This window comes from Herbiconiux ginsengi (assembly GCF_900107435.1).
In the GTDB taxonomy this organism is placed as follows: domain Bacteria; phylum Actinomycetota; class Actinomycetes; order Actinomycetales; family Microbacteriaceae; genus Herbiconiux; species Herbiconiux ginsengi.
This window is the reverse complement of record NZ_FNPZ01000003.1, coordinates 97,724-115,936: the sequence shown is the minus strand read 5'-3', so window position 1 is coordinate 115,936 and position 18,213 is coordinate 97,724. Positions and strand designations below refer to the sequence as shown.

Genomic DNA, 18,213 nt, shown 5'->3' with positions numbered 1-18,213 from the left:
CGTCTGCGTCGACGGCTCGATGGTGATGAGGAGATCAGCATGGGCGTGGTGCGGCATCCGCTCGGGCTTGTGTTCATATTGTTCAGACCGGACGGCCGTGCCCGCGGGCTATCGTGAACAGATCGAACACAGGCAGCGACGCCGAAGGAGACAGCGATGAAGGCGTGGATCGCCGGTCTGAGCATCTCGGCTCGGCTCTTCGCGCTCCAGGTGTCGTTCATCGCCCTGCTCACCGCGGTGGCCGTGGCCTGGCTCTGGTCCGACGCGCAAGCCGACGTCGACACGGATGCCGCACAGAAGACCATGGCGGTCGCCACCTCCATCGCCGACAACCCCTTCGTGGTCGATGCCCTCGCCTCCCCCGACCCGAGCGCCGCCCTCCAGCCCTACGCGCTGACGCTGATGGCCGACACCTCGATCGACTTCATCACCATCATGAATCCCGATCGAACCCGCTACACGCATCCCGACCCCACGCAGATCGGCAAGCCCTTCCAGGGCACCATCGCCCCCGCCCTCGCCGGGCGGAGCTTCACCGAGACCTACACCGGAACGCTCGGCCCCTCGGTGCGATCGGTCGTGCCGGTGACGGATGCGCAGGGCACGGTGATCGGTCTGGTCTCGGCCGGCGTCACCGTGAGCAACCTCTCGGCTGTGCTGCTGCAGCGGCTGCCGCTCGTGATCGGGGCGGCTCTCGCCACCCTCCTGGTGGGCGCGCTCGCATCCTGGCTGCTGAGCCGGTATCTGCGCCGGGTCACCTGGGGGCGGGGGCCCGAGGCGATGAGCCGCATGTTCGCCTACTACGAGGGCGTGCTGCACTCGGTGCGCGAGGGGCTCGTGCTCGTCGACACCAAGGGCCGGCTCGTGCTCTACAACGACCAAGCGGCCGAGTTGCTGGGCCTGCCTTCACAGCCTTCGGATGCGCATCCGCTCGCTCTCGACGCCGTGCCGATCGCCGAGCCGCTGCGGGCGCTGCTCGGCAGCGGCGCCGTGGCCGTCGACGAGGTGTATCTCACCGACGACCGGGTGCTCGTGGTGAACCAGTCGGTCGCCGTCTCCGCAGTGTCGAGCGGACCGGCGCGGCGGCTCGGCACCGTCACGACCCTCCGCGACCACACCGAGCTGCAGCAGCTCAGCGGGGAGCTTCGGTCGATGCGCACCCTCTCCGACGCGCTGCGGTCGCAGACCCACGAGTTCTCGAACCGGCTGCACACCATCGTGGCGTTGATCGAGCTGGGGCGATCCGACGAGGCGCTGGAGTTCGCGGCGCACCAGCTGAACCTGGGTCAGCACCTGGTCGACCAGGTGGTGACGGCCGCGGTCGACGAGCCGGTGCTGACCGCGCTGCTCCTCGGCAAGTCGGCGCAGGCGGGCGAGCGCGGCATCGCTCTCGTGCTCGACATCGCGCCCGAGCTCGGATCGACGGGGGTCGCGGCCGACGAGCTCGTGACCGTGATCGGCAACCTGATCGACAACGCACTCGATGCGGTGGCCGAGCCGTCGCCGGTGGGGGCCGTGCCCGGCGCCGCTGGTGCGGCGGGAGAAGACGCGATGGATCGGCGGGGCGACCCGGGCGAGGCGGATCGCGGGGCGTCGGCCGAGCATCCGCGGGTCACGGTCTCGGTGCGGCGAGAGGCCGGGTCTCTGGTGATCGCCGTCTCGGACACCGGGCCCGGTGTGGCCGACCCCGAGCAGGTGTTCCGGCGCGGCTACAGCACCAAGGAACCGGGCGACTCCGGCCGGGGCATCGGGCTGGCGCTCGTCGGGCAATCGGTGCGGCGGCTCGGTGGCACGGTCACCGTGTCGAACGCGCCGTCGCCGGACGCGCACGGCGAACGCGGGGCCACCTTCACCGTCGTCGTCCCGATCCCGCCGGCCGGGGAGGAACGATGAGCCCGCTCCGGGTGCTGGTGGTCGACGACGAGCCGATCACCGCAGAGGCCCACGCCGCCTACCTCGCGCGCCTCGAGGGTTTCGAGGTGGCCGGGATCGCGGAGAACGGGGCGCAGGCGGTGCGGCTGCTGCAGGCATCCGCCGCCGCCTCGGGCGCTGGCCGGATCGACCTCGTGCTGCTCGACATGAACCTGCCCGACGTGCACGGAATCGAGCTCTGCCGGCACCTCAGGTCGGTGGGCGTCGACGTGGACGTGATCGCGGTGACCGCGGTGCGCGACATCGCGGTGGTGCGCGCGGCGGTGTCGCTCGGAATCGTGCAATACCTGATCAAACCGTTCGCCTTCCCTGTTTTCGCCGAGAAGCTCAACGGGTATCGGGCCTTCCGCTCCGGGCTCGGCGAGGTGGAAGGGGTGACCACGCAAGACGACGTCGACCAGTCGTTCGCGAGCCTGCGCACCGAATCGACGCCGGTGCTCGACAAGGGCCTCGCCCCCGACACACGGGCGAGCATCATCGCCGCGCTGCGGGCCACGGATTCCGCGCTCTCGGCCAGCGAGGTCGCGAGCGAGCTCCGGATCTCCCGGGTGACCGCTCGTCGCTACCTCGAGAACCTCGCCGCCTCGGGAACCGTCGAGCGCGCGCCGCGCTACGGGCAGCCAGGCCGCCCCGAGTTCGAGTACCGCTGGCGGCGCTGATCGACTGTCTCTCGCCGGACGGATATCTCAGTCGCGAGAAGGCCGGAGTGCAGCCACGCGGCGCAGATCGGCGCGCACGGCGTCTCGCCGGGTCGTGACGCCGAGCTTGCGGTAGAGCGAGCGGAGGTGCGACTTCACGGTCGGATAGGCGATTCCCAAGTGCGTGGAGATCTCGGCGGCCGTCATGGTGGTGCGCAGGCAGGCGAGCACCTCGTGCTCCCGCCGGGTGAGCACACCGGCCCGGAGTTCGGTCAGCCGACCTCGTCGTTCGAGGATGGTGAGGAGGAACTGGTGGTGGCGGGTGCCTCGCTGGGCGTGCGCGCCGAGGAGGTCGTCGATGACGGGGTCATCGGCGAGGAAGGGCGCGAGGATGCGCTCGGGCGCGGCGGATTCGAGTGCTCGGTCGAGGTCGTCGTGCGCCTGGGATCCCTGCCCGGCCGAAGCGTGAAGTGCCGCCGAGGTGACCAGGGCGGTGACCCGCGCGTAGCGGGGCATCGGTGTCGCGGAGGCGAGGCGGAAGGCGCGCGCGGCGAGCGCGGGCTCCCCCAGCGTGCGGTAGAGCTCGGCGAGGAGGGCGTGCGCCACCGGGGCGCCGGCGCGGGCGAGTGCCGGCGCGGCGACGCTCAGCGCTCGCTCGTCGTCGCCCTCGGCGTGGGCGAGCCATGCCGAGACCACTCGCCGCAAGGTGTCCCACGGGATGCCGTGCTTGTCCGCGGTGGTCACACCCTGCAGCAGGTCGGCGGCGGCGTAGTAGCGATCGTCTCGTTTCTCGGCCACGATGCTCATCACGAGGTAGAGGCGGGCGAGGGCCTCGAAGTTCGAACCGGGGCTCCCCTCGACGACGATGGAGTCGAGTTGCACGATGGCGCCGTCGAAGTCCCCTCGCCAGTAGTCGATGCATCCGCGGTTGGCTTGCGGGAGGCCCCCTTCGAACCGGTCCCAGTCCGACGCCGACGGCGCCGCCGGGAGATCGTCGAGGATGCCCTCGGCCTCGGTGAACATGCCCGCATGGGTGAGCGCGAAGGCGAGATTGGATCGGGCGAGGCGGAACGTCTCCGAATGACCTCGCAGTCGTGCTTCTTCGGCGGCCGAGCGGAGCAGGCCGATCGCGCCGGCGAGGTCGCGACGGAGCCGGACTTCGGTCCAGCCGAGCAGGAACAGCGCGGAGGGGTAGTCGTCGTCGGGTCCGCACCGGGTCAGCGCCTGGCGCGCACGGTCGGCGATGGCAGCCTTGGATGAGGTGTCCGGGGCCAGGAGCAGCTCCGTGAAGCAGGCGACGAAGTCGTCCTCGGCCACGCGCGATCCTTGACCGCGGAGGAACGTCGCCCCGACAGAATCGCCGAGGAGGTCACGGCAGCAGGCTCGGATGAGGAGGATGTGCGGATCGCCCGGATCGGGATGGTCGAGGCACAGCTGCTCGAGTGCACGGGTGTGGGACTCGAGAAGCAGACGGAGCCAGTTCCTCCGCAGGATGTCCCGAACCCGGTCGGGATCGCTCTCGGCGATCTCCTGACGCACCGCCTCGATCATGCCCCTACGATAGCGGCGCCGCCGAGCGACGGATGCCGCGCGGGCGCCCCGGCCACCTCCCACCGCCCTCATCCCCTGAGGATGAGACGGGTCATCCTCAGGGGCCGATCCCGGCGAGACTGGCGGCGACCTGCCGGACGGAAGGAAGAAGCCTGTGACCACCACGAACACGACGGTGACCGTCGTCAACTTCGCCCGAGCCGAATCCGACCTGATGTTCTCCCGGCTCGCCGCGGGGGCCGGACTCGGCGCCTGGAACCACTCGCGGGGGCTGACCCCGCTGGAGGATCAGCCCGTCATCCGCCAGAACCGCGACACCCTGTACAGCAACGCGATCGTCGACGTGCGCGAAGGCGTCTCCCTCACCCTGCCCGACGCGGGCGCGCGGTACGTCTCGGCGCACGTCGTGAGCCAGGATCACTTCACGTCGGCCATCCTGCGTGATCCGGGCGAGCACGTCCTCAGCCGCGACCTCGTCGGAACCGACTACGCGGCGGTGCTGGTGCGCATCCTCGTCGACCCGAACGACCCCGGCGACGTCGCCGAGGTGAACCGCCTGCAAGACGGCCTTCTCCTCGACGGCGGCGGAACCGGGGACTTCCCGCTGCCCCGGTACGACGAGCCGTCGCACACCGAGACCCGGAACGCACTCCTCACCCTCGGCCGCGGGGTGGCGGCTTACGACCACGCGTTCGGCACCCGCACGGAGGTCGACCCGGTGATGCACCTGCTCGGTGCCGCCGGCGGGTGGGGCGGCCTGCCTGAGTACGAGGCCACCTACATCAGCGTCGACGAGGGGCTGCCCGTCGCCGACTACGGGCTCCGCCTGCACGAGATGCCGGTCGACGCATTCTGGTCGGTGTCGCTCTACAACGCGGCCGGATACTTCGAGCCCAACGCACTCGGCGTGAACAGCATCAACAGCCTCACCGCTGTGCCGGATGCCGACGGCAGCGTCACGGTGCGCTTCGGCGAGCATCCGGTCGGCGTCCCGAACGCACTGCCCATCATGCCCGGCTGGAACTACACGCTCCGGCTCTATCGACCCCACGCATCCGTGCTCGACGGAACCTGGGTCGCCCCTCGCCCGCAGCTCGTGAAGGGCTTCTGAAGGATGGTCGAGCAGCGGGAGGCCGATCGCCCGAGCGACCCGTCCGACCGGACGGTGCCGATCGCGAGCGCCCCGAATCTCCGCGACCTCGGCGGGCTGCCCGCGGAGAACGGCCAGATCAGACGAGGCGTCGTGTACCGCTCCGCGGGTCTCGGGTCGCTCTCCGACGCCGATGAGCCCCTGTTCGCCGCGCTCGGAATCCGTACCGTCTTCGATCTGCGCACGGCCGAAGAGACCGTGACCGTGCCCGACCGGCTGCCCGAGGCGGTTCGGAGCGTCGAGCTCGATGTGCTCGCCGACAGCTCGGTCAGCGTCGCGGCGCGGCTGGGCGACCTCTCGGCAGACCCGAGGGCGTTCGCCGACGCGCTTTCGGGTGGGCGAGCAGAGCGACTCTTCGAGGACACGTACCGCGACCTCATCCGCCTGCCCTCCGCACTCGTCGCCTACCGCGACCTCTACCTCGGACTGGCCGATGCCGCCCGGGACGGCGCGGCGCTGTTCCACTGCACGACCGGCAAGGACCGCACGGGCTGGGCGGCGGCATCCCTCCTGACCCTGCTCGGCGTGGATGCGGACAGCGTATACCAGGATTATCTGCAGACCAACACCGACCTGCTGCCCGTCTTCGAGCCGGCACTCCGCCGAGCAGAAGCCCTCGGAGTCGACCGCGAGACGCTGCTCCCGGTGCTCGGAGTGCGCGAGAGCTACCTCCAGGCCGCGTTCGCCCAGATGACCGAGCGGTACGGCACGATCGACGGCTATGTCACCGACGGTCTCGGGCTGAGCGCAGCCGACGTCGATCGGGTCAGGCGAGTGTTCACCTGAACCTGCGCGGATGAGCCCGGGTTCGAGCGAGCCACCGCGGCACCGGTCAGAAGCGGAGGAGGATCTTTCCGACGCGACCGGGGACGGCGCTGGCCGCCGCAGCCTCGCGAGCGTCTTCGAACGAGAAGACCGCCTCGACGGGCAGCTCGACCTCGCCCGAGCCGATGCGCTCGAACAGCTCGCCGAACAGGGCGGACCGCTTGGCGGCATCCATCTCCCGGCTCACGCGGCTGCCCCAGAATCCCTTCACAGTGATGTCGTTGAAGATGAGGGCGCCCGACGGGATCTGCAGGTCGCCCTCGCCCATGGCGCCGAACGACACGAGGGTGCCGCTCTCTCCGAGCAGGCCGACGAGATCACGGGCCGAGCTGCCGCCCACCGAGTCGACCGCTGCCCGCGGGCTCGCCCCGTCCAGCACGGCTGCCGCGGCATCCTGCCAGCCGTCGTGCTCGGTGGAGACGACGTCGTGGATGCCGACGGCCGCGAGCTCCTCGACCCCGCCGTCGCGGCGCACCAGGCCGAGCACGCGCACGCCGCGGCGCACGGCGAACTGCGCGACCAGGCGGCCGACGGCGCCGTTGGCGGTGTTCTGCACGATCCATTCCCCCGGCGAGACGTCGAGGTAGTCGAGCAAGCTGAGCGCGCTGAAGGGCATCGCGATGAGCTGCGCCGCGGTTTCGTCGGCGATGCCGTCGGGAACCGGGATGAGAGCGGCCGCCTTGGCCACGAAGTACTCGGCCCAGACGCCGAAGACGCCGCCCGCCGCGACGCGCTGGCCCACCCGCAGGGATGTCACGCCGTCACCGAGCGCGTCGACCACACCGACCGCCTCGGTGCCGGCGGCAGCGGGCAGTTCCGGCTTGAAACCGTAGGTGCCGCGGATGGTCCACAGGTCGTGGTTGTGGATGGTCGCGAGCACCGTGCGCACGCGCACCTCGCCCGGGCCGGGCTCGGGCAGCGGCAGTTCGGTGACCTCGAGAACATCGGTGGCATCGCCGAACGTGGCGTGGGTGAGTGCGCGCATGCCTCCACGCTACCGCCCCGCTCCGGGAGGTCCGTCGCCGCTCAGGCGCGAGAGGCCTCGCGGCGATGCACCACCGCCACCACCGTCACCACCTCGGTCGCGGGGTTCGGCCTGCGAACTAGGCGCGTGCGGCCAGGGGCGGCGGTCTCGGCGATAGCCCTTGTCGAGTCACCTCTGTTGTCGTATCTGCGCTCGCAGTTCGGCCGGCACTGCGAGGTGCTCGAACAGTTGCCTGACGGGCGCAGCCGGGTGGGGATCGCGGCCCCGACCAGCACCATGATCGCCCGCCAGCTGGCCGGGTGGGGCGCGTTCGACGAGGTGCTCTCGCCTCCCACGGTGCGGGAGGAACTCGCCTCGATCGCCGCTCAGCTGGCCGACCTCTACTCCTCCACATCGTGACCGCGGGGCACCCGGGCAAACAAGCGGTACGGGGGCCTTGGGTTCGGCCTAAGCTCGATTCGACGGCATCTACCGCCGCAGGCGAATGGAGAGACTGCATGGCAATCAACGACGATGACATCACCACGGAACCCGCAGACGGGGGCGAAGGCACCGCCGACGGCGGCGCGAACCCCGGCGGGCACGACGGCGGAGCCGACGGCTCGGCTGCCGGCGGAGAAGGCACCGCCGACGGCGGCGCGAACCCCGATGGCCACGACGGCGGAGCCGACGGCTCGGCCGACGAGGGCGAAGGCACTGCCGACGGCGGGGCCAACCCGGGCGGCCACGACGGCGGGGCCGACGGCTCGGCGTGACGATCGAGATCGAGCGCGGGTCGGAGACCCGGCCCGCGCTCTCCCGGTGCATCTCGGTCGCGCCCGACGAGTTCGCGCGCGATCACTGGGGGCGGCGGCCGCTCCTCTCGCCCGCGTCCTCGCTGCCCGGCGCATTCGACGACCTGTTCAGCGAGCGGGCGGTCGACGAGCTGATCACCGAGCGCGGGCTCCGCACACCGTTCATCCGGATGGCGCAGGAAGGGTCGGTGCTGGCGACCTCCGCGTTCACTGCGCCCGGCGGGTTCGGAGCCGAGGTCGGCGATCAGGTGAGCTCCGAGAAGGTGCTCGCCGAGTTCGCGGACGGAGCGACGATCGTGCTGCAGGGGCTCCATCGCCTCTGGCCGCCGCTGATCGACTTCACGCGGCACCTCGTCGACGACCTCGGGCATCCGGCTCAGGTGAACGCCTACGTCACCCCGGCGTCGTCGCGCGGCTTCGACCCGCACTACGACGTGCACGACGTGTTCGTGCTGCAGATCGCGGGTGAGAAGCACTGGCGCATCCACTCGCCCGTGCATCCCGACCCGCTGCGCGACCAGCCGTGGGGCGACCATCGTGACGCCGTCGCTCGCGAGGCGCGGAATCCGCCGGTCATCGACGCGGTGCTGCAGCCGGGCGACGCCCTCTACCTCCCGCGCGGCTGGCTGCACTCGGCCGAGGCGCTCGGCGGAACCTCGGTGCACCTCACGGTCGGTGTCGCGGCATACACGCGGGCCGACGTGGTACGTGCGCTGGTCTCGACCCTCGGCGAGGTGCCTGCCTTGCGCGCCTCGTTGCCGCTCGGCATCGATCTCTCCGACCCCGAAGCACTCCGCCCGCTGGTCGACGAGACGGTGGCCGACCTGGTGCGGGCCTTGACGGCGATTCCGGATGCGTCGGACGCGGTGGCGAACGCCGTCGCCCCTCCGGGATTCCGGGCCGCCGATCCGGCCGCCACCGTCGCTCGGCAGCTCGCGGCGCGGTTCGCAGACGCCACCCGGCCGGAGCCACTGGCACCGCTCGCCACCGTAGACGCCATCGCCGCCCTCGACGCCTCTTCGCTGGTGCGCTGGCGAGGGTCGCTCGCGACGCGCATCGAGGACTCAGGAGATCGCGTGCGCATCGTGACTCCCACGAAGACCGTGGCCCTGCCGCGAGAGGCGGAGGCGACGGTGCGCCGTCTGCACGGAGGTGGCTTCGGCCCCGGTGCCTCGCCAGACGGCGCCGTTGCCCTGGCCGACTTCCCGGGGCTCGACCTCGACGACGCGATCGTGGTGGCCCGGCGCCTCCTGCGCGAGGGCATCCTGGTTCCGGCCGGATGATCCGGTCCGGTTCGGCCGAGCGCGTGCACCTCGCCGCCGGCCCTCACCTCCCGGAGGCTGCCCGCCCCACGGCGCACCTTCGGGAGGCTGCCCGCCGCACGGCGCACCTTCGGGAGGCTGCCCGCCGCACGGCGCACCTTCGCGAGGCTGCCCGCCTCACGGCGCACCTTCGGAAGGCTGCCCGCCGCACGGCACACCTTCGGGAAGCTGCCCACCCCACGGCACACCTTCGGGAAGCTGCCCACCCCACGACACACCTTCGCGAGGCCGCCCACCCCACGGCACACCTTCGGGAAGCTGCCCACCCCACGGCGCACCTTCGGGAGGAGAACTACGGCACGACACACGTTCGGGAGGACGGAACGGCCTCCCGAACGGTGAATGTCCTCCCGAGGCGCCGCGTCGGACGCACGGGACGGCAGACGTGAGCGGCACCGGCACCGGCAGCGCCAGCGGCAGGAGCGACGGGGCGAACGGGGAGCCCGACGCCGGAGCACTGAACGCCGACTCCGACGCCGCCGAGTGGCTGCCGTGCAGCGACCGGTCGCGGGAACGGGACGACCCGCTGGCGGCCACGGGGTCACGGGGGCTGCAGTGGTTCCTCGTGGAGGTGTCGGGGCCGTGGGGCACACGGGCCTTCCTCGATCCGCCGTTCGACGAGGAGCTCGGTCGCGCGCTGGTGACCCGCATCGAGGCCGCCGGGATGCGCCCGCTCGCCATCCGTCGCACCGGCCGTCGCCCACCGCAGCACTCCTGGAGGTGGGCCCTGGTCGACTCCCGCCCCGGCCAGGAGAGCGTGCGCTGGGGCGAGGTCGACGATCCGCGGGAACTGCTCCACGTTCCGCTCGACGGCTCGACGGGTGTCGCATCCGATCGCCCCGTCTTCTGCGTCTGCGCCCACGCCCGCCACGACCAGTGCTGCGCGGTGCGCGGCCGCCAGGTCGTGACGCGCCTCGCCGAGGCCTTTCCCGAGGAGACCTGGGAGTGCTCGCACCTCGGCGGCGACCGCTTCGCGGGCACCATGGTGCTGCTTCCGCACGGCCTCTACTACGGGCGGGTCGACGACGGCGACGCGGTCGGCATCGCCGAGTCGTATCTCGAGGGCCGTGTTCAGGAGAAGTACTTCCGCGGCCGCAGCTCGCTCACGCATCCGGTGCAGGCCGCCCAGCATTTCGCCCGCCTCGAATACGGCGACGACCGCATCGACGCCTATGCCCCGATCGAGGAGCACTGGCACGACGGCGGCACCTGGACGGTGCTGCTGCACGACAGCGACAGCGACAGCGACGGCCACAGCGACAGCGACGGCCACAGCGACAGCGACAGCCCGCGCACCGTCACCGTCGAGCTCGCCGAGGCCCTCTCCGAGCCCATGCTCTCGACCTGCGCCGCCACCCGTTTCGGCCAGGTGCGGCAGTGGCGCCTCGTGTCGATCGATCGCGGACGTTGGTTGTCGCGACAAGGAGCTTAGGATCGAAGGATGGAGACCCCGCGCTGGCTGACCCCCGAACAGTTGCGCGCGTGGATCCGCCTCGAATCCGTGGTGGAACTCCTCCCCACGGTGCTCGACTCGCAGCTGCAGCGCGACGCACACCTCACCCATTTCGAGTACCTCGTGCTCGCCAAGCTCTCCGAGGCACCGGAGCACCTGCTGCGGATGACGCACCTCGCGGCCACGACGAACTCGACCCTCCCCCGCCTGTCGCACGTGGTGAGCCGCCTCGAAGCACGCGGCTACGTCGAGCGTCTGCCCTGCGAAGGAGACCGCCGCGCCACGAACGCCCACCTCACCGACGAGGGCTGGCAGAAGGTGGTGGCGACGGCGCCGGGCCACGTCGAGAACGTGCGCTCCCACGTCATCGACCTGCTGAGCGACGAACAGGTCGAGCAGCTCGACGAGATCATGGCCGCCCTGCTGCAGAAGCTCGACCCGCAGAACTCGCTCCGCCGCCTGCCCTGACCTGTTCCGTGCGCACGTCTGCCCCGGCGGATGGGGGGACGCCGGGGCAGACGGGTTCGGGCGGCCGGGTTAGCGGCGGGAGAACAGCTTCACGCGGTTGAGGTAGATGAGCGCCCCGCCGACCGCGAGCACGACGACGATCGCGCCGATCCACAGTCCGACGGTGAGAGGCGAGACGCCGGCCTCGGTCGAAGCCGAAGCCGCGCCCGATGCTGCCGCCGATCCGGATGCGCCCCCTTGCTCCTCCACGACGGGAGCGATGGTCTCACCCGGCTCCACCGGCGGCGCCAGCTCGGCCACGGTGACGTCGACCGTGGTCGAGGCCGAGCTCGGGGTGGTGGTGGTGACCGTGACCGCCCACTGCCCGTCGGGCAGGAACGCCTCGGGGGTGACCCAGATGCCCTCCCCCTCGGGCGAGGAGACGAGCGCGACCGGTCCGACGCTCTCGCCCGAAGGCGAGATGGCGGTGGCCACAGGGTCGATGATCTCGGACACCGGATGTCCGTCTTCCACGTAGGCCGCATTGACGATCAGTCCGCCCGCCCCATCCGGAGACACGGTGAGCTGGAACGGGCCCCCGTGCGCCTGCGCGGCCGGAACCGCGCCGAACACGGCGGCCAGGGCGAGGAACAGCCCCAGCACGACGGCGAGAGCCGAACGCCGCGGGGTGATGATCGTGTGCATCATTGCCTTTCAGATCAGAAGAGTGTTCGCCGACCCGTCAGTTCGTGCCGCTCTGAGAGAGCCACAGGGGCACGAACTGACGGGTCGGCGGGGTGGTGCTACTCGGTGCTGCCGTCGGCGCGGCGGCGGTTCAGGAGGAGCAGTCCTCCCAAGCCTCCCACGAGCAGGATGATGGCGAGCGGAACCAGGTTCTGCCAGCCGTCGGCACCCGTGTTGGCCAGGCCGCCGGCGCCGGAGCCGCTCGAGCCGGAGCCCGAACCGTTGCCGCCACCGGGGTTGCCGGTCGTGGGTCCGCCGGGGTTGCCGGGGCCCGGGTCGACCGCCGCGGCGGTGACCGTGATGGCCAGGCTCCGCGCCAGTTCGACGTCGCCGAGCCGGATCACCACGTGGTGCTCCCCGACCTCGAACCCGGCCGGCACCTGCAGCGCGTAGCTGAAGCCGCCGTCGGCGTTCGTCGTCACCGTGCCGATCTGCACCGGCGAGGAGTAGAGCCACACCGAGACCTCGGTCTCCGGGGCGAACCCGGTTCCCGTGACGTTCAGCAGCTCGCCCTGCTTCACGTTCCGGTCGTCCACCACGATGGTGGGCGTCGGCTCGGGCTGCTCGGTCTCGGCCACCTCGACGGCGCCGGTGGTGCCGACGTTGCCGGCGACATCCACCGCACGGTAGCTCACCGTGGCCGCGGAGGTGCCTGCCACGACGACCGGCGCGGTGTAGCTGCGCCAGACGTCGGCCGTGTCACCAGGCAACCGGTACTCGACCCGGGCGACACCACTGGTGGCGTCGGCTCCGGCGAGAGTGACGGTGCGCGAGTCGGCGGAGCCGGTGGCGGTCGGCACCACGGTGTCGATCTTCACCAGGCGCTGCACGGTGGCCGAGTAGTGGCCTGCGCCGTCGGTCGCCCGCACCCACACCGTGGTCTCGCCTTCGGCGGAGAGCACCGTGGAGGCACCGAGCGGGGCGAAGGTGGTTCCGTCGGTCGAGTACTCGACCGTGGCGGTGCCCTCCTCGTCGCTGGTGGTTCCGACAGCGGTCAGAGTGACCCCCGTGGTGTACCAGCCGCCCTGACCGTTGGCGATCGCCGGGTCGAGGGTGACCTCGACCGTGAGCGTCGGGTCCTCGGGGTCCGGCACGGCCGGAACCTCGAGGGTGCCTTCGCTCGACGGGTTGCCCGCGACATCCGTCACCCGGTAGTGCACCGTCTGGGCCGTGCCGTCGACCGCGACGGGCGCGGTGTAGTCGGCCCAGGCGCCGTCGCCGATGCGGTATTCGATCGTGTCGACGGTGCTGGTGGCATCCGTCGCCGTGATCTCGACCGTGCGGCTGTCTCCGGCGACCACGAGGCTCGCGGCGGCGGAGGGGGCGGTGGCGTCGATCTTGAACGAGACCGAACCGATCTCACTCGTCGAACCGGGGGCCGACGCACGGTACTGCACCGTGTGCTGGCCATCGGTCGTCACCTGTACCGGATGCGTGTACTCGAGCCAGCCCGATCCGTCGAGGTTGTACTCGCGGTAGACCGTGCTCGTGCCGCCGCCCTGGCTGGCCACCGTCACGGAGACGGCCTGGGTGTACCAGTTCGCCAGTCCGTTCGGGGCAGCCGGCGCGACCGTCGCGCTGACCGTCACGGGCTCCTCGGGCTCCGAGTCGTCGACCACGTGGAAGTAGTCGAAGACCGCGGTGTTCGAGACCTGGCCCTGGTTGGAGTTGCCGAGCGCGTACAGACCCACTCGGGCGCCGTCGAGGCCGGCATTGGTCACCGTCTCCGCGATCTGCGTCCAGGTGGTGCCGTCGGTGCTCGACCAGCCGGTGAACACGTCACCCGACTTCGCCAGGCGGAGCCAGACGATGCCGTCGGCGGGCGCCGGCGCGTTGGGCTGCGGGTTCTGCACCGTAGCCGCGATCTCGCTCCTGAGCTCGAGGTTGCGGGCGATCGGCGATCCGCCGGCGTTGGTGGCCAGGATGTCCAGCTTGACGTAGTTGTCGTCGTCGCCGTACGCGATCAGGCCGCCCTGCTGGTAGCTGCGATCGAGGTCGGAGGCGTCGACCTTCGTCTCGATCACCCAGTCGTCACCCTCGGGCTGGTTCTGCACCACGAAGTTCGGCACTCCGGTGTCGCCACCGTAGATGTCGTTCGGCGTGGTGTCGATCCGCAGCGCGCCATCCGACACGCGGTAGCCCGCAGGCTGCTCGTTCACGACCTGCCAGCGGCACCCGTCGAGAGCGCTGCCGTCGAACTCGTCGTTCGGCGTCGGGGCCACGGCGGTGTCATCCGGCGTGATCTGGAACCAGTCGAACCGGGCGTCGATCACGTCCTGCGGCGAGCCGCTGTTCGCGAAGGCGACCAGACCGATGCGCGGGTTGACGATGCCGGCCAGCGGCTTCGTCTCGCTCATCGCCGTGTAGGACGCACCGTCGGCCGAGTAGGAGGCGTTCAGGTTCGTTCCGTCACTGGTCATCCGCACGAAGAAGGTGTCGGGGAAGTCCACGCCCAGGTTCGCGGTGTTCGACGCCGCGACCTCGTTCGGGGTTCCCGCCTCTTCACGGACGTACTGGAAGATCCGCTGCGCGGCATCCGACGTGCCGGCTCGGCCCTGGAGCACGAACTTGGCGTAGTTGTCGTCGTCGCCGTACACGATCAGACCGGCCTGCTGGTACTGCACGCGGGCTTCGAATGTCACCTTCGCGGTGGCCTGCCAAGCGCCCGAGGGCAGATCCTGCAGCGTGATGTTCGGAACGGTTCCCGCTCCGGCACCGTAGATGTCGGTCTTGGAAGCCGGGATCACCAGGTTTCCGCCTTCGACCCGGGCGTCCTGGTTGGGCCGCACGATGCGGTTCCAGCGGCTCGTGTCGAGGGTGGTTCCGTCGAAGCCGTCGGAGCGACCGGTGAGGCACAGGTTCTCGCCCGCCAGGTTCACCGTGATCGTCTGGCTCTTCTCGGTGTAGGAGCCCTGCTCGTCGTAGACCCGCACCCGCAGCTCGTAGCTGCCCGGCTGGTCGTAGACGTACTGCTCCGTGGCGTCGCCATCGACGAAGCCGCCGCCGAGACCGGCATCCCAGCGGTAGCTGAGCGCGGTGCCCTCCGGATCGCTCGCGTCGACCGTGGCGTCCACCACGAGCGGCGCGCTGCCCGACTTCGGCGAGACACCCAGCGTGACGGCCGGCGGCGAGTTGGAATCGACGCCGTCACCACCCCAGGTCATGTAGTTGATGTTGGCTCCGCCCTGGGTGAGCACGAAGTACACCGTGCCCGTCTCGACCGGCAGACCGCCGTCGAAGTTCAGAGTGAAGTCGGAGTAGGTCTGCCAGTCGGGGCTGCCGTTCTTCAGGGTCGGCGTGAACGGGATGTTCCCGAGCAGCTGCCCGTCGACCGGGTCGTTCCAGCGCACCGCGATGTTCGCGTCGCCCGCGAAGCCCTTGGCCAGGCGCAGCGTGACGCTGTCCATGCCCTTCAGGTTGATCGGGTTGTACGACCACCAGTCTCCGGTCTCGACGTTGCTGACGTTGCGGCCGCCGCCGGCGCTGTCGCCGGTGGACTCGGTCTTCACGCCGTCATCCGCGCCGCCGGTGCCGTTCACCCGACCGGTCTGGTCGAAGTACTCGGCCTCCATGTGGGTGGAGTTCAGCACCGTGGTGGCGTAACCGGTCTGCGGCACGCCAACGGCTCCGCCGTCGTCGGTGTAGTTGGCGTTGACCACCCAGAACAGGTTCGCTTCGAGGCCGTGGCCGGCGTCGCGAGCCGTCGGGAAGCTCCCCTCACAACCGTGGATCTCTCCGAAGTCGTGGTTGTGGGAGTCGTGGCCGAGTGCCGGGATGAGCTTCACGTTCTCGCAGTCGATCGGACCGGATGCATCCGGGTCGGTGACCGTCACCTTGTAGGAGACGTCGTCTCCCCAGGTGAAGAATCCACCGTTCTCGGGGAACTCGATCGAGACCTGCGGGGTCGCGTTGCCCACCACGATGCGCACGTTGGCGATCGCCGTCTTGCCGTCCTCATCCGTCGCGGTGAGGCGGGCGGTGTAGTCGCCGTTCTGCGCGTAGGTGTGGGCGGGGTTCGGCTCGGTGGTGGTGGGAGATCCGTCTCCGAAGTCCCATTCGATGGTGAACGGCTTGGCGATCGGGTGACGCGTGCCCTCTGACGAGAACTGCACGTCGAGCGAGGGGCCGGGACCGTTCGTCACGTCAGCGGATGCGCGGGCGATCGGAGACGGGTTGGCCTGCACGTAGTCGACGCGGTACAGCCCGGAGTTCGCCGTGTTGCCGCCGAAATCCGATCCCCAGTCGATGATGTAGAGCGCGCCGTCGGGGCCGAACTCGAAGTCCATCGACTTGCTGAAGCCCTTCGACGGGTCGAAGATGTCGGGCAGGATGCGGTTGATGTCCTGGATCTTGGTGTGACGACCCACGGTGTCGGTGGTGTCCTCGTTCAGCTGGAAGGAGAACATCCGGCCCGAGTTCCACTCGGCGAAGATCGCCTTGCCGTCCCAGTATTCCGGCCACTTCGTCTCAGACGGGTTCGAGGCGTCGTACTGGTACACCGGGCCGCCCATCGGCGCTCCCGCGTTGCCGATCTCCTGGTATATGGCGGTGGAGCCGTTCTCGGTCCACCACTCCGGCACGATCACCGGGGGCAGGGTCGTCAGGCCCGTGTTGTTCGGGCTGTTGTTCACGACCGCGGCCGGGTTGAACGCTGCGCCGGAGACCTGCGTGCTGAAGTTGTAGTCGTTGTAGCACTTGATGCCCACGCAGAACGGCCACCCGTAGTTGCCGGGCTGCTTCACGATGTTCCACTCGACGGTTCCGCCGGGGCCACGGTTGGCGTTGGCGGAGCCGGCGTCGGGGCCGTAGTCGGCCACGAGCAGGTTGTTCGTGTAGGGGTCGAGCCCGATGCGGAACGGGTTGCGGAAGCCCATGGCGTAGATCTCGGGCCGCGTCTTGTCGTTCGTGTCGTTCGCCTCGGGGAACAGGTTGCCCTCGGGGATCGTGTAGCCGCCCTCGTCGGTGGGCGTGATCCGGAGGATCTTGCCGCGGAGGTCGTTCGTGTTGCCCGCGCTCCGTGAGGCGTCGTAGTCCTGACGTCCGGCGCGCTCGTCGATCGGCGCGTAGCCGTCGGACTCGAACGGGTTGGTGTTGTCGCCCAGGGCGAGCACGAGGTTGCCGTCGTTGTCGAACAGCATGTCGCCGCCCGCGTGGCAGCAGGTGTTGCGCTGCGTGGTGACCTTCAGCACGGCCTTCTGGCTGGCCGGGTCGAAGGTCTTCGCCGCCGGGTCGTAGGTGTAGCGCGAGATGCGGTTGTGCGGCCCGTCGGAGCCCACGTCAGACGGAGCCCAGTAGAAGTAGGCCCAGTTGTTCGTGTCGAAGTCGGGGTCGAGCGCGATGCCGAGCAGGCCGTCTTCGTTCGCCTGCGTCACCGGGAGGGTGAGCGCGGTCGAGGTCTGCAGCGACACCGGGTCGATGCGCTGCACGCGGCCGTTGCGCTCGGCGTAGAAGACCGTCGAGTCGTTCGCGATGTCCATCGCCATCGGGTTCCCGGTGTCGGTGTCCAGCGGAACGAGCTCGTAGCTGTCGCTCTGCGTGGCGCTGCAGTCGGCGTTCTCGGCGCCGGCCGCGGTCTTGATGCCGCCGAGCAGGTGCGAGAGGAACGCCGGGTCGCTGTAGGAGGCATCCGTGTGTCCGCCACCGGTGTACCAGGAGCGGCCGCCATCGTAGTTCTGGCACCAGGCGGTGGGGTGGTCGATGCCCATGGTGCCACCGGTGTACGACTTCTCGTCGAGCGTGGCGAGCACGTGCACGTTGCTGCGGGGGTTGGTGCGGAAGTTGTACCACTCGTCGAAGCGCGCCCAGGTGTCGCCGAGGTGCTCGGTCGAGGGGTGCGCGTGGTCTTCGACCTTGACACTGGCGTTCTGCTCGGCGGGGTGGCCGCTGAAGTACGCGCCCACCAGTTCGCCATACCAAGGCCAGTCGTATTCGGTGTCGGATGCGGCGTGCACGCCGGCGTAGCCGCCGCCGTTCTCGATGTACTCCTCGAACGCGGTCTGCTGCTCGGCGTTCAGCACGTCGCCGGTGGTCGACATCCAGACGACCACGTCGTACTGGGCCAGGTTCTCAGCCGTGAACGAGGCACCGTCTTCGGTGGTGTCGACGGCGAAGTCGTTCTCCGTGCCGAGCTTCTGGATGGCGGCGATGCCCGCGGGGATCGAGCCGTGCCGGAAGCCGGCCGTCTTCGAGAACACGAGCACCTTGAAGTCGGGCTCGACCGCTGCCGGCGCGAAAGCGGACCCGCCCTGCAGCGATCCGGTGGCGGGTGTGGTCGACGCGGATGCCGCGCCGGCGGTGGCCAGGACGCCGGTGGCGACCATGGCGAGAGCCGCGAGAGACGCGACGAGTCGCGATCTCACGGAGCGATGTGGT

Annotated in this window: 13 protein-coding genes; 9 read left to right on the top strand and 4 right to left on the bottom strand. The window is 70.2% G+C overall.

Features of this window, described 5'->3' with window-relative positions; translation table 11 throughout:
- Window positions 1-156: 156 nt before the first annotated feature.
- The gene (locus BLW00_RS13300; RefSeq protein ID WP_092554954.1) at window positions 157-1,893 is read left to right on the top strand and encodes an ATP-binding protein; all 1,737 of its coding nucleotides are present in this window, start codon (window positions 157-159) and stop codon (window positions 1,891-1,893) included.
- Complete coding sequence (locus tag BLW00_RS13295; protein ID WP_092554952.1) at window positions 1,890-2,591, top strand: response regulator; 702 nt, start codon at window positions 1,890-1,892, stop codon at window positions 2,589-2,591. The genes BLW00_RS13300 and BLW00_RS13295 overlap by 4 nt, the downstream gene beginning before the upstream one ends.
- Before the next feature lie 27 nt (window positions 2,592-2,618).
- On the opposite strand, the gene BLW00_RS24070 is transcribed toward BLW00_RS13295, so the two are convergent.
- On the bottom strand, window positions 2,619-4,121 hold the full coding sequence (locus BLW00_RS24070; RefSeq protein WP_092554950.1) for a helix-turn-helix domain-containing protein: 1,503 nt from the start codon (window positions 4,119-4,121) through the stop codon (window positions 2,619-2,621).
- A 154-nt stretch (window positions 4,122-4,275) separates the two neighbouring features.
- Between BLW00_RS24070 and BLW00_RS13285 the strand changes: the two genes are divergently transcribed.
- Both BLW00_RS13285 and BLW00_RS13280 read left to right on the top strand, forming a co-directional pair.
- Window positions 4,276-5,232 (top strand): DUF1214 domain-containing protein, encoded by a 957-nt coding sequence (locus BLW00_RS13285; RefSeq protein WP_245741580.1) that lies wholly within the window; start codon window positions 4,276-4,278, stop codon window positions 5,230-5,232.
- A 3-nt stretch (window positions 5,233-5,235) separates the two neighbouring features.
- Window positions 5,236-6,057 carry a tyrosine-protein phosphatase gene (locus tag BLW00_RS13280; RefSeq protein ID WP_092554948.1) on the top strand — a complete coding sequence of 274 codons (822 nt, stop codon included), beginning with the start codon at window positions 5,236-5,238 and terminating at the stop codon, window positions 6,055-6,057.
- 46 nt (window positions 6,058-6,103) lie between these two features.
- Here the strand turns inward: BLW00_RS13280 and BLW00_RS13275 are convergent, their stop codons facing one another.
- Window positions 6,104-7,081, bottom strand: coding sequence for a zinc-binding dehydrogenase (locus tag BLW00_RS13275; protein WP_092554946.1), 978 nt, complete (start codon window positions 7,079-7,081; stop codon window positions 6,104-6,106).
- Here BLW00_RS13275 and BLW00_RS24255 point away from each other — a divergent pair.
- From BLW00_RS24255 to BLW00_RS13250, 5 genes are all read left to right on the top strand, one after another.
- A complete protein-coding gene (locus BLW00_RS24255) occupies window positions 7,064-7,480 on the top strand; it encodes a WYL domain-containing protein (RefSeq protein ID WP_281242412.1) in 417 nt (138 codons plus the stop codon). The two genes, BLW00_RS13275 and BLW00_RS24255, sit on opposite strands and share 18 nt — an antisense overlap.
- Window positions 7,481-7,578: 98 nt before the next feature.
- Entirely contained in the window at window positions 7,579-7,836 is a 258-nt protein-coding gene (locus BLW00_RS13265) for a BatC protein (RefSeq protein ID WP_092554942.1), read from the top strand.
- Window positions 7,833-9,158 carry a cupin domain-containing protein gene (locus BLW00_RS13260; protein ID WP_245741579.1) on the top strand — a complete coding sequence of 442 codons (1,326 nt, stop codon included), beginning with the start codon at window positions 7,833-7,835 and terminating at the stop codon, window positions 9,156-9,158. Before BLW00_RS13265 ends, BLW00_RS13260 begins: the two co-directional genes overlap by 4 nt.
- Window positions 9,159-9,582: 424 nt before the next feature.
- A complete protein-coding gene (locus BLW00_RS13255; RefSeq protein WP_245741578.1) occupies window positions 9,583-10,629 on the top strand; it encodes a sucrase ferredoxin in 1,047 nt (348 codons plus the stop codon).
- A gap of 9 nt (window positions 10,630-10,638) precedes the next feature.
- Window positions 10,639-11,118: a MarR family winged helix-turn-helix transcriptional regulator gene (locus BLW00_RS13250; RefSeq protein ID WP_092554940.1), complete on the top strand. Its 480-nt coding sequence runs from the start codon at window positions 10,639-10,641 to the stop codon at window positions 11,116-11,118.
- A 69-nt stretch (window positions 11,119-11,187) separates the two neighbouring features.
- On the opposite strand, the gene BLW00_RS13245 is transcribed toward BLW00_RS13250, so the two are convergent.
- Window positions 11,188-11,802 (bottom strand): hypothetical protein, encoded by a 615-nt coding sequence (locus tag BLW00_RS13245; protein ID WP_139256715.1) that lies wholly within the window; start codon window positions 11,800-11,802, stop codon window positions 11,188-11,190.
- Between the two features lie 98 nt (window positions 11,803-11,900).
- Window positions 11,901-18,200 (bottom strand): ThuA domain-containing protein, encoded by a 6,300-nt coding sequence (locus BLW00_RS13240; RefSeq protein ID WP_175494267.1) that lies wholly within the window; start codon window positions 18,198-18,200, stop codon window positions 11,901-11,903.
- Window positions 18,201-18,213 lie beyond the last annotated feature (13 nt).

Bases quoted from the DNA above. Each gene is read 5' to 3' on its own strand.
- BLW00_RS13300 (WP_092554954.1), top strand. From the start codon at position 157: ATGAAGGCGTGGATCGCCGGTCTGAGCATCTCGGCTCGGCTCTTCGCG.
- BLW00_RS13295 (WP_092554952.1), top strand. From the start codon at position 1,890: ATGAGCCCGCTCCGGGTGCTGGTGGTCGACGACGAGCCGATCACCGCA.
- BLW00_RS24070 (WP_092554950.1), bottom strand. From the start codon at position 4,121: ATGATCGAGGCGGTGCGTCAGGAGATCGCCGAGAGCGATCCCGACCGG.
- BLW00_RS13280 (WP_092554948.1), top strand. From the start codon at position 5,236: ATGGTCGAGCAGCGGGAGGCCGATCGCCCGAGCGACCCGTCCGACCGG.
- BLW00_RS13275 (WP_092554946.1), bottom strand. From the start codon at position 7,081: ATGCGCGCACTCACCCACGCCACGTTCGGCGATGCCACCGATGTTCTC.
- BLW00_RS13265 (WP_092554942.1), top strand. From the start codon at position 7,579: ATGGCAATCAACGACGATGACATCACCACGGAACCCGCAGACGGGGGC.
- BLW00_RS13250 (WP_092554940.1), top strand. From the start codon at position 10,639: ATGGAGACCCCGCGCTGGCTGACCCCCGAACAGTTGCGCGCGTGGATC.
- BLW00_RS13245 (WP_139256715.1), bottom strand. From the start codon at position 11,802: ATGCACACGATCATCACCCCGCGGCGTTCGGCTCTCGCCGTCGTGCTG.